This window comes from Pseudoflavonifractor sp. HNCC25GI2 (genome assembly GCF_058136395.1).
In genome coordinates, this window is record NZ_JBYUOW010000005.1 from 1 (window position 1) to 14,767 (window position 14,767).

Genomic DNA, 14,767 nt, shown 5'->3' on the forward strand with positions numbered 1-14,767 from the left:
CGGAGGAGAGCCGGTGCAAGGTGATCCCGTTCGAAAAAGTAGGATAGATAAGGAAAGGGATTCCCTGGCTTACTTGTGTTATCCAGGGAATCCCTTTAAGATGTGGTAAAGGATGTGATATCTGGTGTGGAATATCATTTATCACTTCGACTATTTTGAAATTCCTGCAATGCAACCCAGAACGGCGAAGGCTCTTTACTGAACCATCGGCCATACTTACCTTGCAAGTTCTTTGAACGGATGAGAATGCACGCTTTCCTTGCACGACTAACTGATACAAAACAAAGCCTTCTGGCTTCTTCAAGTTTTCTTGGAGTATTATCATAGTAACTTGGAAAGCTGTCCTTTTCCATGCCCGTCAAAATTACAACATCAAATTCGAGTCCTTTGGAACTATGCCTGGTCGTTAAGATAACTTGATTTTCTGGAATACCAAGCCGTGTTAGAAACATTGTTGTTAGCTGTTCATCGTGGCTTCGTGCTGTTTCAAGTAACTTATTGAAATTATCAATCTCATCAGGATATCGCTCTGAAGCAGCAAAAGTAGTAGTAATGCCCACTGCTTTGTCAAGATAGAGTAACCATTCCAATAGATTGTCCGTATACACCTTACTCGCAGTTAAAGTCTGATAAATGGTCTTTTTAAGCAAGAGGTATTCATCTTCACTAATAATCCGCTTTTCAGGAATGAACGATTTCCAAGTTGAGCAGATCTCATCAAATGAAACGGAAGCCTTGTCCGAGATCCACTTTGCACAGTTTTGAATCCAGACAATAAGTTCTGTTAATCTAAAAGTCTGGCGGGCAATATATGCAGGGATATTTTGCCTGGAGCATTCCTGCGCTAATTCTGCTATTTGTTTGTTATTAGCGACTAAAACTGCTATTTCATGGTATGGCGTACCTTCCGCATGAAATTTACATATCTGCTCAATTACTTTATTATATTGTTCATCCATCCCAGCGGAACATTCGATAAATTCCAATTTGGCATGGTAGTCTCGAAACTTTCCAGAAGCAATATATCCCCGGCTGCTGTTCAGAATGTATTCCGAGGCATCCACTATTGCCTGTGAGCTTCGATAATTGTTTTTCAGATGAATGCAGGAAACATCTTGGCGTTGGCTTAATTCTATAAGGTAATCAGGAGCTGCACCTTGGAAATCATAAATTGATTGATCTGCGTCCCCAACAGCAAAGACCTTGATTTTTGTAAGATTTAACAGTGTTAAAATAAGTTCATGAAGCGGTTTTCCTAAATCCTGATATTCATCGACAATAATCCAAGGATACTTAGCCTCAAGTGCTTTGCGTACATAGGATTCATTGCTAATGAGTTCTACAGATTTTTTCACCATACTGATAAAATCAAGATAGCCGTTTTCTATCAAGAGTTCTTCAAAAGAGATGGCAGCCTTTAGTGCAATATCGTAGCTTTCTATCGCAACGCGGCTAATTCCTTTGATATTTCTTGTGCGCTCTTTATCTACATCATTGAGTTTGGGATTTCCCTCATAATTCTGAGCATAAAAAAGATGATTCTTTTCAGCTTCAGAAATGATTCGGATTGGCAGGGGTATTTTATATTGAGGATATAAAGCTGCGAAAGGAGTAATAATCTCTGCAAGACAAAAGCTATGAACCGTACCAAGGAAAACATTCTTGCGCTTTTCCAGCCCTAACTTCACCAACCGGCTTTTGAATTCGCGGACAGCCTCTGTACTATATGTTAAACATGCAAGTCCCCGTGGAGAATGGATTTTCTCAGATAATAGCTGCATAACTTTTAGAGTTAACACAGTCGTTTTTCCACTTCCGGGCCCGGCAATTACAACTGTGCTTTTTTCAGTTGTATATGCTGCAAATTGCATTCTATCTTTGCTTATTTCCTGCAGCTTTGTCTCAAAATAAGCATTCACTATATTCACCTGACTTTTGTAACAATTGCATCAATCGCATCTGACACATAATCTGGAACCATTGATGCAGATACTTGATTGGCTAACCGCTGAGAAAAACGACCTTTACCAATCCCGCTATAAGTTGACTCTATTTTGGAGAGACATTTGTGATACATACCAGCGGAAAGTTCAGCAGAGAAATTATTCTTCTGAGTATGGCCACCCTTTGTTAATTGATTAAAAACAGAACATAAAATATTTCGATCTTGTTCAGTAGACTTTTTGAAAAGATCCACCTCAAGTGTGTGTTCACCAACAAAGGCGCCAAGCGTTGCAAAGTATTTGCGTTTTTGATTGTAATCCCAACGAGTGTACTCAGGGTCAACAGTGCCTTGATACATTTGATAAATACGGTCGAGCCCATCAAATCCTTTGTCTACATGGCTTGCATCTTCAAGATCTCCAAAATGTTTCTTTTCATCAACTATATGATAGTAATCACCATCTGTAATAATCACATATGGGATGCCAAGTGCATTGGCAAAGCGACAATATGGCTCGAAATTTGTTGAATTTATGTTGCAAATCGCTACACCCAGACGATCAAGCTCGATTCCTTTGGCTTTTGAAAAACTGGGCACTAAATATTCTTCGGAAATTCCCTCTACAAAAATGATGCCTTTAGCGGTATAGAGTTCTCCTCGTTTGACATCAATATATCGCGTTAAATCTGAATAATCGTCTGCAGACAAATCAATGTCCGCTGTTGTTTTTACTGTGGTTCCATCTTTTGTAGTGATTAGATGAACAAGAGATGTAATGGGTGCAACTGAAGATATATGCGTTGAGTGAGTTGTAATCATCACAGATGTATTAGTTTTATTCATAATATGGCGATAGAGGAGCCGTTGATAAATAGGATGGAGATGCGATTCAGGCTCCTCGACAGCAAGAATGGTGACGCCATTTGCTGTTGGAACACAATCTGAAAAGAACGCATACAGATTGTCATATAATGTAGTATCCTGCAGAGCCGCAAGGTTTAAGACGTAGTCATCAGAGCTGGTGGATTTTTTATAACTTTTTTCAAGCAACCGCTCATGATCCTGCGCTAACAATTCACGATATAAATCACCAGATAGAAATGTTTTAATCGTATCATCTTCTATGAGCAGTAAAATCAAAGCTACATAAAGGATATTGTTGATTCCCAAGCTTGTGTTACCTGTTTCACGACTGTTAATAAGAGGTCGTAGGGCATAAAGAAGTTTAGTTGCATCAATATTCATTGTTTTTAGTGAAACATTGAACTCATTCGCACTAAAGGACACCATGTCATTCAATAACCGCTGCAATCTACTCTCCAAATCATTTACTTGACCAATCTGTAAAGTATCTGCGCCTTTTTCATCAAGAGCTTTCGATATCTCTGAAAGTACATCCTTGCTAACGGTATATTTTTGTTTAATAATTTGAGTTAGAGGAGAAGTTCTGGAACTTTTCATCTCTGCCTCAACATCACGGATGGCTTTTATCACACGAATGTTAAGTATTTTTCGATCTTCATATGTAAAAGCTCGACTTTCATCATTTCCCTTATAGATGATGTAACTATAGTCTGGTTTCGCAGCATCTTTTTTGAAAAATTTGTAGCTGATTTTTAGTGTTTCTTTTCCTTCTACCATCACTGACGCATCAGCCAGCTGAGCAAGTAAATTCTTGTTGTCCTCAAAATTTGCGAGATAAATCTCGATTAATATATGTTGACCATTATCCATAGGGGTTTCTATACCATCCCAAAAATCGGATTCTTCAAGCATTCGGTCTTTTTCGGAAAGCGTTGGATCAAGAATCAGTTGAAGTGCGTAAAGAAGATTGCTTTTGCCAACTGCGTTTTCGCCAATTAATACCTGCTTTTCACCAAGAGAAAAATCTACTGAATGGAAGTTTCTGAAGTTTTCGATATGAACTCGACAAATATACGGTTGTGTTTTCATCCTGTTCACCCTCTTTTGAACGATTCTCCAATTTCTTATTCCAGCAGAAGTATCGATAAAGTACTTCCCACTGCATAAGTCACAGTGAAGATATACACTATGATTTCTAAATCCTGGAATATTGTCATGTTCCTCAATAATGGTTCCTTTTCCACAAGGACATTCGTATTCATAATATTCTGTGTCGCCTACACCTGCACTGTATTCTAAATGCTGTTCACATTTAATTCTCTTAGCCCACATATACATTTGCCCCTTTTACAAAAAAGCCGCATGGGAACACACCCACACGGCTGCTTTGGTGGCACAAAGACGCACCGTAGAACTATTATAAAGGATAACTCTGGAAAACTCAAGAAATCCTCGTATCCACAACGGAAGAATACAGTGGTCGTGTCGGTTAGGGATGGGTTAGGGATTTGGCGGTTTCGGCGGCTATCCTCGTTCGCGTGTCCACCGCATCTCCGCCCCTGGAACCACCACAAAACAGCAATCTTCAAAACCGCAAAAACCAAACTCAAAATGCAGAAAAACCGCCTGAACAGGCGGTTTTTCTGCAAAATTGGTCGGAGTGCGGGGACTCGAACCCCGGGCCTCCTGCTCCCAAAGCAGGCGCGCTACCAACTGCGCAACACCCCGATATGAAATTGTAGGACTGCCCGGGCGTATCCTCCCAAAGCAAGCGCGCTACCAACTGCGCTACACCCGGATATGAAATTTTCCAATTGTGGTCAAACATGTGGTCAACGCCGATTTTTGACCAGTTACCGGCGAGGGGGAAAGTGCCGTCAGCCCTGTTGTCCCAAGGCTTTCCGGGTTTTCCGAGAACTGCGGCCCGAACCTGGGCCTCACGCTCCCAAGCAGGCGCGCTACCAACTGCGCAACACCCCGATATGAAATTGTGGGACTGCCCGGGCGGTTTCTCCCAAAGCAAGCGCGCTACCAACTGCGCTACATCCACTTGTAGTGTGCGGTTTTTAAACTAACGGGTAGCTGTAACAGTATAGTATATTTTCCAAAGGATTGCAAGTATTCCTTTGGTGTGGTAGGATAAAAAACAATCCAACATTTAAAACCAACATATCAACGAGGTGATCCCCGTGAGAATGAGAAAAAAACCGAATCTGGACCTGCGTATGGAGCAGTGTGCCAAGCTGTTGATTCAGAATCCGAAGGAATATCGTGGACGCTGGCGGGAATTGAAGCCGGAAGCACATGAGGTGCGTCTGGAGCTTGGCTGCGGCAAGGGGCGATTTACGGCTGAAACCGCCCGGCAGAATCCGCAGGCGCTGTATATTGCGGTAGAACGGGTGCCGGATGCCATGATTGTCGCTATGGAGCGGGTCCGGGATCTCGGATTGGATAACGTCTATTTTATTGACGGCGACGCCGCTCAGCTTCGGGACTGTTTTGCGCCGGACGAGGTTGATTTGCTCTACATCAATTTCTGTGACCCGTGGCCCTCCAGTCACCATGCCCGCCGTCGTCTGACGCACGAGAATTTCCTGATTCTGTATCGTGGAATTTTGAAGGAGGGGGGAGAGATACACTTCAAGACGGACAACAAGCCGCTGTTTGAATATTCCCTGTTCCAGTTCCCCAAGGCAGGTTATCAGCTCTCCCAGGTGACACGGAATTTACATGAGCACGGAGTACAGGGCGTGATGACGGACTATGAGGAGAAGTTCCATAGCCTCGGAACGCCCATTAACCGCTGTGTTGCCACCAAACTGGCCATGGATCCGGAGCCCGAGTTCAAACCGATTCCTGGTCCGGACAGCTCCAGACGGGCGCCCCGGGCGGAGGAGAACCAGCAGTCCGGCGCTGAAGAGCGTTAACCACATAACTGAATTGAGCAGCAGATAGGGTGAACAAACGCCATTCTGCCCAAAGTCGCCGCCTATCGGGCGGCGGCTTTTTTAAAACAGGTAAATGGATTTTATCTGCCGGGCTATTCTATTCCGGCGGGAAATTTGCTATAATAACGTCGACTGAATCCATCCTACTTGCGGTTTTGACATGATATGAGAACCGTACTGCAGATTGCGGGAGGTCTATATATGGATCAATTTGTTCACCTGCGGGAGAAGCTTTCCCGTTGCTGCCCGTCGCTGGAGCTTCGTATTCAGGAGCCCATGTCCCGGCATACATCCTTTCATATTGGCGGTCCGACGGCTCTGATGGCACTTCCCCACACCGTGGAGGAGGCTGCTGCCGCAGTAAAAACGGCGGCGGAGCTGGAGATCGAACCCTTTTTTATGGGAAACGGCTCTAATTTGTTGGTGGCTGACGAAGGAATTGAGCGGTTTATTGTGAAAACCGTCCCGGGGCTGGAAGAGTGCCGGCTGCAGGGACAGGATATTTTGGCAGGCAGCGGCGTCCCGCTGGCCCGCCTTGCCGTGTTTGCCCGGGATCGGAGCTTGACAGGGTTGGAATTTGCCCATGGGATTCCCGGCTCTCTGGGCGGTGCGGTGACCATGAACGCCGGCGCTTATGAGGGCGAAATGTCTCAGGTGGTGCAGAGCGTTACCTGCCTGACCGCTCAGGGCACCGTGGAGACGGTGACGGAGTGCGGCTTTGGCTATCGGCACAGCTGTTTTTCGGACGGAACCCGTCTGATTTTGGGGGCCAGACTGGCGCTGAAGCCGGGGGATACGGAGACAATCCGCAGCAAGATGGAGGAGCTGTCTGCCCGCCGCCATGACAAGCAGCCCTTGGAATATCCCAGTGCCGGTTCCATGTTCAAGCGCCCGGAGGGGTACTACGCCGCCGCCCTTATTGATCAGTGCGGCCTGAAGGGGCTGACGGTGGGCGGAGCTCAGGTATCGGAAAAGCATGCAGGCTTTGTGGTCAACCGGGGCGGGGCAACCTGCAAAGACGTGCTGGAGCTGGTGGAGCAGGTGCGGACCCGAGTGCTGGACCAGACCGGCGTGGAGCTGGAGATGGAGGTACGGGTCCTGAAGTGATGCCCCCAGCGGCGGTGCGTGCCCGAGAGAGGAAGAGAGAGAATGGAATTTGTGATTATTTCCGGACTGTCCGGGGCTGGAAAAAGTAAGGCGGCCTCCATCATGGAGGACTTGGATTTTTTCTGTGTGGATAATTTGCCCGCGCCCCTGATTCCCAAGTTTGCTGAGCTAGGCATGGCGGGTTCGGGGGAATATGACCGGGTGGTTCTGGTCACCGATATTCGGGGCGGAACCAATTTTGAAAGCCTGTTTCAGGCCCTGCGCGACCTGAAAAATATGAAATGCTCCTACCGCATCCTGTTTATGGAGGCCTCGGACGAGACCATCATCAAGCGCTACAAGGAGACCCGCCGCAGCCACCCGCTTGCGGAGTCCTGCGACAGCCTGGAGCAGGCCATCGCCTTGGAGCGCCGGATGCTGGCTCCTTTGCGGGAGAGGGCGGAGTACATCATTGACACCTCCAACCTGTCCACCGCCAAGCTCAAGGGGGAGCTTCGCCGCCTGTTTGCCAAGGGGGGCACCCTGGAGGGACGGATGGATGTGCGGGTAACCTCCTTCGGCTTTAAGCACGGGGTGCCCATGGAGGCGGACCTGGTTTTTGACGTGCGGTTCCTGCCCAACCCCTACTATGTGGCGGAGCTGCGGCCGCTGACCGGCCTGGACCAGGGGGTGCGGGACTATGTGTTTTCCGGCGGACAGACCCAGGAGTTTTTAAACCGGCTGGGAGACTTTGTCACCTGGCTGTTGCCCCGGTATGAGGAGGAGGGAAAGACCGCCCTGGTCATAGCTGTTGGTTGTACCGGTGGGCATCACCGTTCGGTGGCCATTGCCCATGCGCTGGCCGGCCTCATTGGGGAGAAGGGCTACCCGGTCTCTGAGAGCCACCGGGATTTAGGACGTAATTAAGCTGCGGAATTCTCTGCGGGAAAGGAGCAGACCATGCCAAATACCCTGCCCAGTTTGCAGCAGTGGGAGCGGGGCCCGAAGATTGTCGCCGTGGGCGGCGGAACCGGGCTGTCCACCATGCTGCGGGGCCTGAAAAAGTACACCAAAAATCTGACCGCCATCGTTACTGTGGCTGATGACGGCGGTGGGTCGGGAATGCTGCGCCGGGATATCGGCATGCCCCCGCCGGGCGACATCCGCCACTGCATGGAGGCTCTGGCCAATACCGAGCCTATCATGGAGCGCCTTCTGACCTACCGCTTCACCGAGGGAACGCTGGCGGGACAGTCTTTTGGAAACCTCATCCTGGCTGCCCTCAACGGGGTGACTGGCTCCTTTGAGGAGGCCGTGAGCCAGATGAGCCAGGTTTTGGCCATCACCGGACGGGTTATCCCCGTCACCAGCGCCGATGTGCAGCTGGAGGCGGTGTTTGAAAACGGGGCCCGGGTAGTGGGGGAGTCCAAGATCTACAACTGCAAGAAGGAGCAGGACTGCCGCATTGACCACGTCAACCTGATCCCGGAGAATCCTGAACCGCTGCCCGCCGCCCTGGAGGCCATCGGGGAGGCGGATTTGATTTTGCTGGGTCCCGGCAGCCTCTATACCAGCGTGATTCCCAATCTGCTGGTGGCTGGGGTGGCCCAGGCCATTGCCGACTCCACGGCACCTAAGATTTATGTCTGCAACATCATGACCCAGGAGGGGGAGACCGAGGGCTATACCGCCGCCGACCATGTGGAGGCGCTGCTTACCCACGGGGTGCCGGACATGGTGGATCTGTGTCTGGCCAACTCTGCTCCGGTGCACCCCGGCCTGGTGGAGCGGTACCGAAAAGAGGACGCGGCACCCCTGGTAATGGACCGGGAGCGTATTGCCGCCATGGGGCTGGAGCTGGTGGAGCGTCCGCTGGCCTCGGAGGGAGGCAACTACGCCCGCCACGACCCGGATAAGCTGGCCGCAGCCATCCTGGACGTCTACCGCCAGCGGGCGATGCGGATCTTCCGGGGCGAGCGGCGGTACATACTGGAGGAGTAAGCATGTCCTTTGCCGGAGAGGTAAAAAACGAGCTGTGCCGCACCGCACTGAGCCGCAAATGCTGTGCTCAGGCGGAGTGTTATGGGATATTACTTTACAGCAATACCTACACCGCGGAGGAGATCCGTATCATCACGGAGAGCGACGCCTTTGCTCAGCGTCTGCCCGCCCTGTTCAAGAAGGCCTTCAAGCTGACCTTTGACCGGCTGCCGGAGGGGGAGGGGAAGCACATCTTCTCCATCACCCAGCCCCGGAAGCTGGAAACCATCCAGCAGGTCTTCGGGGGTGACCCGAGTGCGCTGGCGCTGCACATCAATTTTGCGGTCCTGGAGGAGAGCTGCTGCCGGCTCTCCTTTCTCCGGGGCGCCTTTCTGGCGGGGGGGTCAGTGACCGACCCCAGAAAGGGGTATCACCTGGAACTGGCCACCTCCCACCTCAGCGTCAGCCGGGAGATGCTGGCCTTGATGCGGGAGATGGAGCTGGAGCCTAAGGCGGCCCAGCGCAAGGGCAACGCAGTGATCTACTTCAAGCAGAGCGACCGTATTGAGGATTTTCTCACCTCCATCGGGGCGCCATTGTCTGCCATGGAGATTATGAACGCCAAGCTGGAGAAGGACCTGCGGGGGAGCGTGAACCGCCGGGTCAACTGTGATGCCGCCAACCTGGACAAGGCGGTGGAGGCGGCCATGGCCCAGATGGAGGCCATCCGCCGTCTGGAGGAGAGCGGAAAGCTGGCTCTGCTGCCGGACAAGCTGCGGGAGGCGGCGGCTCTTCGCCTGGCCCACCCGGAGGATACTCTGTCCCAGCTGGCGGAGCAGTGCGATCCACCTATCACAAAATCCGCCCTGAACCATCGGCTGCGGAAGCTGGTGGAACTGGGAAAGGAAGAGACACAAGCCTGAGAAAGGAGCCGGGATGTCCAGCTGTGACCGCACGCCCATTGTGCTGAAGGTCCCGCCGGAGCGGATTGCGGCGGGGCTGCTGTTTTTCTGCTTTTTTGGCCTTGTGATCCTGCTATTGGGGATGGCCGGGGCCGAAGGCATCCTGTGTGCCGTGGGCGGCGGGCTGATTTTGGCCGGGATTTTGTGGAGCCTGTACCGCCGGGGCGAGGAAATCGTCTTTGAGGCGGACCAAGTGGTGGTCAAAACCCGCTTTTCCCGGGAAATGTATCCCTACGAGGGAATGAATTTCCTGCTGCGCCGATCATGGACGGTGACCTTCCACCGGGGACTGACGGCGGGCGGAGGCCTGGCCGGGGTAGCGATTCAGCTGCGCCGGGGAAAGCGGGCGGAGGTGACGGTGCCTGCCGCCCGGTTTGACGGCAGAGCACAGCGGGAAGCCATTGACTTTCTGTCACAGCTCCCCAACCCAAAACGCTATTTATAAAAATTCAAATAGAAAGAGTGAAAACAATGGAAGCAGTTTCTTTTCGTCCGGCCCAGCCGGGAGACGAGGCGTTGATTTTATCCTTTATTCGCGCCCTGGCGGAGTACGAACACATGGCTGACCAGGTGGTGGCCACGCCTGAACTTCTGCGGGAGTGGATTTTTGAGAAGCAGAAGGCGGAGGTCATCTTCGCCCAGGCAGGGGAGAAGACGGTGGGCTTTGCTCTGTTCTTCCACAATTTCTCCACCTTCCTGGGCCGTGCCGGCATCTACCTGGAGGACCTGTTCGTCCTGCCCGAGGAGCGGGGCCACGGCTACGGCAAAGCCCTGCTGAAGCACCTGGCCCACCTGGCGGTGGAGCGTGGCTGTGGACGGCTGGAGTGGTCCTGCCTGGACTGGAACACCCCCTCCATTGAGTTCTACACCAAGGGGATGGAGGCCGTTCCCATGGACGAGTGGACGGTGTACCGCCTGACAGGGGAGACGCTGAAACAGGCGGCGGAGGAGTAAGCGGAGCCTGATGGAGGTGCAGCTATGAGGCGATATGTCTTTCACAGTCAGCTGACAGCGGAAGAATTTCGACATCTGCTGCGCCATCGGGCAGAGCAGCACACCGGAGGAAGGCTCAGGGCGGAAGTCTCTGGAGACGAGATACGTCTGATGGACTGCGGCTCTCTGCAAATTTACGGACAGATCCCCTTTGTGGGGCGGGTGTCAGGGGAAGAAAAGGGCTGTGTGGTAACAGGCGGTTTTTCGGTATCCGCTGTGTTGTCCGGAAAATGGCTGCTGGTGCTGTGGCTGCTTGCCGTGCTGGTGGGCGTCCTGTTTGGCGTGCCCCTGGTGCTGATGGCCCTCTTTGCAGCGGCGTGGCTGGCCCTTCCCATTGGGGTGATTCTTCTGGTCAATGGATGTATGGCAGGGCGTCGGCGGCGGGTGCTGCAATTTTTGGAACAGGAAATGAAGGAGTGATGGGGCCGAAACGCCCCGGAGAGGAGAGTACCCCATGTCCTTTGTCCACTTACATCTGCATACGGAATTCTCCCTGCTGGACGGAGCCTGCCGCATCAAGAAGCTGGTGGAGCGGGTAAAGGACCTGGGTCAGGAGGCGGTGGCCATCACCGACCACGGGGTCATGTACGGGGTCATTGACTTCTACCGGGCCTGCAAGGCGGCGGGCATCAAACCCATCATCGGCTGCGAGGTGTATGTGGCCCCCCGGGGCCGCACCCGGTTCCAGAAGGTCCATGAGTTTGACGCCGAGTCCCGCCACCTGGTGCTGCTGTGCCGGAATGAGGAGGGCTACCGCAACCTGTCCTATATGGTGTCCCAGGCCTTCCTGGAGGGCTTTTACATCAAGCCACGCATCGACATGGACCTGCTGCGGGAGCACTGCGGCGGCCTCATCGCCTGCTCGGCCTGTCTGGGCGGCGAGCTGCCCAAGCTGCTGCTGGCGGGGGAGTACGACCAGGCCAAGGCGGTGGCCCTGGAGATGCGGGAGCTATTCGGTGAGGACGGCTACTACCTGGAGCTGCAGGACCACGGCATCGCCGCCCAGCAGCAGGTAAACGCCGGGCTCATGCGCCTTCACGAGGAGACGGGGATCCCCCTTATCGCCACCAATGATGCCCATTACCTGCGCCGGGAGGACGCAGAGACCCAGGACATCCTCATGTGCATTCAGATGGGCAAGACACTGGACGACCCGGGGCGGATGAAGTTTGAGACCCAGGAGTTCTATGTGAAGAGCGAGGAGGAGATGGCCGCTCTCTTCCCCAACTGCCCCGAGGCCCTGGAGAATACCGCCAAGATTGCGGAGCTTTGCAATGTGGAGTTTGAATTCGGCAAGTATCACCTGCCCCACTTTCAGCTCCCCGAGGGCTACACCGACGGAGACGCCTACTTCGAGAAGCTGTGTATGGACGGCTTTGCCCGGCGCTATCCCGATGGGCCCGAGGAGTATTTGAAGCAGCTGCGCTATGAGATGGCCATGATTCGGAAAATGGGTTTTGTGGACTACTTCCTCATTGTCTCCGATTTCATTGCCTTCGCCAAGGGGAACGGCATCCCTGTGGGCCCTGGCCGTGGATCCGCCGCCGGCTCCATGGTGTCCTACTGCCTGAACATCACCGACGTGGAGCCCATGAAGTACAGCCTGTACTTCGAGCGATTCCTCAACCCGGAACGGGTGTCCATGCCGGATATTGACATTGACTTCTGCATCCGCAGGCGGCAGGAGGTCATTGATTATGTAAATCGGAAGTACGGGAACGACCACGTGGCCCAGATTGTTACCTTCGGTACCATGGCCGCCCGGGGGGCGGTACGGGACGTTGGCCGTGTGCTGAACTTTCCTTACGCCGAGGTGGACGCCCTGGCCAAACAGATCCCCAGCGGGCCTGGGGCCCTGCACATCACCCTGGAGGAGTCCCTGAAGCTGTCCAAGCAGCTGCGGGAGTCCTACGAGGGAGATGAGCGGATCAAGAAGCTCATTGACACCGCCATGGCCATCGAGGGCATGCCACGGAACACCTCCACCCATGCCGCTGGCGTAGTCATCACCAGTCGACCGGTGTGTGACTATGTGCCCCTGGCCACCAACGACGGCCTGCCCGTCACCCAGTATATCATGACTACGCTGGAGGAACTGGGCCTGCTAAAAATGGATTTTTTGGGCCTGCGCAACCTGACCATTCTGGATGACGCAACAAAAATGGTCCGGAGCAAGGAACCTGACTTTACAGTAAAAAACATCCCGGAGAACGACCCGGAGACCATGGCCATGCTGTCTGAGGGCCGCACAGCGGGCGTGTTCCAGATGGAGTCGGCGGGCATGACCGGCGTGTGCCTCAGCCTGAAGCCCCAGAACATCGAGGATATCACCGCTATCATCGCCCTTTACCGTCCGGGCCCCATGGAATCCATTCCCAGGTTTATCGCCTGCAAGCAGAATCCGGACAAGATTACCTACAAGCACCCGGCCCTGGAGCCCATCCTGTCCAACACCTACGGCTGTATCGTCTATCAAGAGCAGGTGATCCAGATCTTCCAGCAGCTGGGCGGCTATTCCCTGGGCCAGGCCGACATGGTGCGCCGGGCCATCTCCAAGAAGAAAGCCAAAGAGATTGAGAAGGAGAAAAACACCTTCATCCATGGCGATCCGGAGCGGAACATTGCCGGATGTGTGGCCAACGGCATCCCTCAGGTTACGGCCGAGGCCATCTACCAGGAGATCTACGACTTCGCTAACTACGCCTTTAATAAGGCCCACGCCGTGTGCTACGCTGTGGTGGCCTACCAGACCGCCTGGTTCAAGTGCCACCATCCCAAGGAGTACATGGCAGCCTTGCTCACCTCCGTGCTGGACTCCACCGAGAAGGTGGCCGAGTACATCGCAGAGTGCCGCTCCATGGGCATCCAGCTATTACCTCCTGACGTCAACGAGTCTCAGGCTGACTTCACCGTGGTAGGGGAGGGCATCCGCTTTGGCCTGGTGGCCCTGAAGGGAGTGGGCCGCTCCTTCATCAACGGCCTGCTCACAGAGCGTGAAAAGGGAGGGCCCTTTACAGATTTTATGGACTTCTGCGACCGGATGTTCGACCAGGATCTGAACCGCCGGGTGGTGGAAAGTCTCATCAAGTCCGGCGCGTTCGACCGCATGGGCTGCCGTCGGTCCCAGCTGATGCAGGTCTACGGGCAGGTGCTGGACGGCATTGCCGCCAGCCGTAAGCGCAATGTGGAGGGCCAGCTGGACCTCTTCGGCTTCGGCGGGGGAGAACAGGAGACGGTGGCCGCACTGCCTGCCCTGAATCTGCCCGATCTGCCGGAGTACACCCCGCAGGAGCTCATGAGCATGGAGAAGGAGACCACCGGCCTCTATCTCTCCGGCCATCCCATGGATCAGTACCGGGAGATGGCCCGGCAGAAAGGGGCGGTGCCCATCGGCTCCATCCTCACCGACTTTGACCGGGAGGACGGGCCCCGGGAGTACCGGGACAACCAGCGGGTGTCCATTGCCGGAGTCATCTCCACCTATAAGACCCGCACCACGCGGAACAACACACTGATGGCTTATGTCAATCTGGAGGACGATACCGGCGGCATGGAGTTGCTGTGCTTCTCACGGGTGCTGGAGGAGAGCGGCAATTATATCCGGGAGAATAACGCCGTGCTGGCCACAGGCAAAATCTCCGTCCGGGATGAGAAGGAGCCCCAGCTGATGGTGGACTCCATTCGCCCCCTGGGGGACCCCGGTGATGCACCTGTCCAGCACCAGCAGACCCTGTACCTGCGCCTGCCCAGCCGGGAGGACCCCAGACTGCGGAAGGTGCGGCTGGCCCTGTCCTTTTTCCCCGGGGAGAGCCAGGTGGTGCTCTACTTTGCCGACTGCAAAAAGCGGGTGGGCTCCCGGTGTCAGATTCATCCGGCCCTGCTGGAGGATTTGCGGACTCGCTTAGGAGAGGAAAACGTAGTTTTAAAATAATCTTAAGAATTGAAACTGAAGGTTTTGGGTTGACGAACTGCAAATAAGCAGGTATAAT

General features: G+C 53.4%; 11 protein-coding genes and 1 tRNA gene. 9 read left to right on the forward strand and 3 right to left on the reverse strand.

The annotated features are described in order from the left end of the window. Window positions 1-134 precede the first annotated feature (134 nt). From AC3YUO_RS08180 to AC3YUO_RS08190, 3 genes are all read right to left on the reverse strand, one after another. Window positions 135-1,871 (reverse strand): ATP-dependent helicase, encoded by a 1,737-nt coding sequence (locus AC3YUO_RS08180; RefSeq protein ID WP_489962542.1) that lies wholly within the window; start codon window positions 1,869-1,871, stop codon window positions 135-137. A 53-nt stretch (window positions 1,872-1,924) separates the two neighbouring features. After that, window positions 1,925-4,141, reverse strand: a complete 2,217-nt coding sequence (locus AC3YUO_RS08185) for an ATP-dependent nuclease (RefSeq protein ID WP_489962543.1) — start codon at window positions 4,139-4,141, stop codon at window positions 1,925-1,927. A 320-nt stretch (window positions 4,142-4,461) separates the two neighbouring features. After that, window positions 4,462-4,537 (reverse strand) — tRNA-Pro (locus tag AC3YUO_RS08190). Between the two features lie 467 nt (window positions 4,538-5,004). Between AC3YUO_RS08190 and trmB the strand changes: the two genes are divergently transcribed. From trmB to AC3YUO_RS08235, 9 genes are all read left to right on the forward strand, one after another. Then, window positions 5,005-5,736 carry a tRNA (guanosine(46)-N7)-methyltransferase TrmB gene (gene trmB, locus AC3YUO_RS08195; protein ID WP_489962544.1) on the forward strand — a complete coding sequence of 244 codons (732 nt, stop codon included), beginning with the start codon at window positions 5,005-5,007 and terminating at the stop codon, window positions 5,734-5,736. 222 nt (window positions 5,737-5,958) lie between these two features. Then, a complete protein-coding gene (murB, locus tag AC3YUO_RS08200) occupies window positions 5,959-6,864 on the forward strand; it encodes a UDP-N-acetylmuramate dehydrogenase (RefSeq protein WP_489962545.1) in 906 nt (301 codons plus the stop codon). A 42-nt stretch (window positions 6,865-6,906) separates the two neighbouring features. Continuing rightward, the gene (gene rapZ, locus AC3YUO_RS08205) at window positions 6,907-7,770 is read left to right on the forward strand and encodes an RNase adapter RapZ (RefSeq protein WP_489962546.1); all 864 of its coding nucleotides are present in this window, start codon (window positions 6,907-6,909) and stop codon (window positions 7,768-7,770) included. Between the two features lie 33 nt (window positions 7,771-7,803). After that, window positions 7,804-8,844: a gluconeogenesis factor YvcK family protein gene (locus AC3YUO_RS08210; protein ID WP_489962547.1), complete on the forward strand. Its 1,041-nt coding sequence runs from the start codon at window positions 7,804-7,806 to the stop codon at window positions 8,842-8,844. 2 nt (window positions 8,845-8,846) lie between these two features. Beyond that, window positions 8,847-9,746 (forward strand): DNA-binding protein WhiA, encoded by a 900-nt coding sequence (whiA, locus tag AC3YUO_RS08215; RefSeq protein ID WP_489962548.1) that lies wholly within the window; start codon window positions 8,847-8,849, stop codon window positions 9,744-9,746. Window positions 9,747-9,759: 13 nt separating this feature from the next. Then, complete coding sequence (locus AC3YUO_RS08220) at window positions 9,760-10,230, forward strand: hypothetical protein (RefSeq protein WP_489962549.1); 471 nt, start codon at window positions 9,760-9,762, stop codon at window positions 10,228-10,230. A 26-nt stretch (window positions 10,231-10,256) separates the two neighbouring features. Continuing rightward, the gene (locus AC3YUO_RS08225; protein ID WP_489962550.1) at window positions 10,257-10,739 is read left to right on the forward strand and encodes a GNAT family N-acetyltransferase; all 483 of its coding nucleotides are present in this window, start codon (window positions 10,257-10,259) and stop codon (window positions 10,737-10,739) included. A 24-nt stretch (window positions 10,740-10,763) separates the two neighbouring features. Next, entirely contained in the window at window positions 10,764-11,198 is a 435-nt protein-coding gene (locus tag AC3YUO_RS08230) for a hypothetical protein (RefSeq protein ID WP_489962551.1), read from the forward strand. Window positions 11,199-11,232: 34 nt separating this feature from the next. Beyond that, entirely contained in the window at window positions 11,233-14,709 is a 3,477-nt protein-coding gene (locus tag AC3YUO_RS08235) for a DNA polymerase III subunit alpha (RefSeq protein WP_489962552.1), read from the forward strand. The last annotated feature ends 58 nt before the right edge of the window (window positions 14,710-14,767 follow it).

What these genes read in the sequence shown, in the direction of transcription:
- rapZ (WP_489962546.1), top strand. Translation starts at nt 6,907, where the DNA reads ATGGAATTTGTGATTATTTCCGGACTGTCCGGGGCTGGAAAAAGTAAG.
- AC3YUO_RS08210 (WP_489962547.1), top strand. Translation starts at nt 7,804, where the DNA reads ATGCCAAATACCCTGCCCAGTTTGCAGCAGTGGGAGCGGGGCCCGAAG.
- AC3YUO_RS08180 (WP_489962542.1), bottom strand. Translation starts at nt 1,871, where the DNA reads ATGCAATTTGCAGCATATACAACTGAAAAAAGCACAGTTGTAATTGCC.
- AC3YUO_RS08225 (WP_489962550.1), top strand. Translation starts at nt 10,257, where the DNA reads ATGGAAGCAGTTTCTTTTCGTCCGGCCCAGCCGGGAGACGAGGCGTTG.
- murB (WP_489962545.1), top strand. Translation starts at nt 5,959, where the DNA reads ATGGATCAATTTGTTCACCTGCGGGAGAAGCTTTCCCGTTGCTGCCCG.
- AC3YUO_RS08230 (WP_489962551.1), top strand. Translation starts at nt 10,764, where the DNA reads ATGAGGCGATATGTCTTTCACAGTCAGCTGACAGCGGAAGAATTTCGA.
- AC3YUO_RS08220 (WP_489962549.1), top strand. Translation starts at nt 9,760, where the DNA reads ATGTCCAGCTGTGACCGCACGCCCATTGTGCTGAAGGTCCCGCCGGAG.
- trmB (WP_489962544.1), top strand. Translation starts at nt 5,005, where the DNA reads ATGAGAAAAAAACCGAATCTGGACCTGCGTATGGAGCAGTGTGCCAAG.
- AC3YUO_RS08185 (WP_489962543.1), bottom strand. Translation starts at nt 4,141, where the DNA reads ATGTGGGCTAAGAGAATTAAATGTGAACAGCATTTAGAATACAGTGCA.
- whiA (WP_489962548.1), top strand. Translation starts at nt 8,847, where the DNA reads ATGTCCTTTGCCGGAGAGGTAAAAAACGAGCTGTGCCGCACCGCACTG.
- AC3YUO_RS08235 (WP_489962552.1), top strand. Translation starts at nt 11,233, where the DNA reads ATGTCCTTTGTCCACTTACATCTGCATACGGAATTCTCCCTGCTGGAC.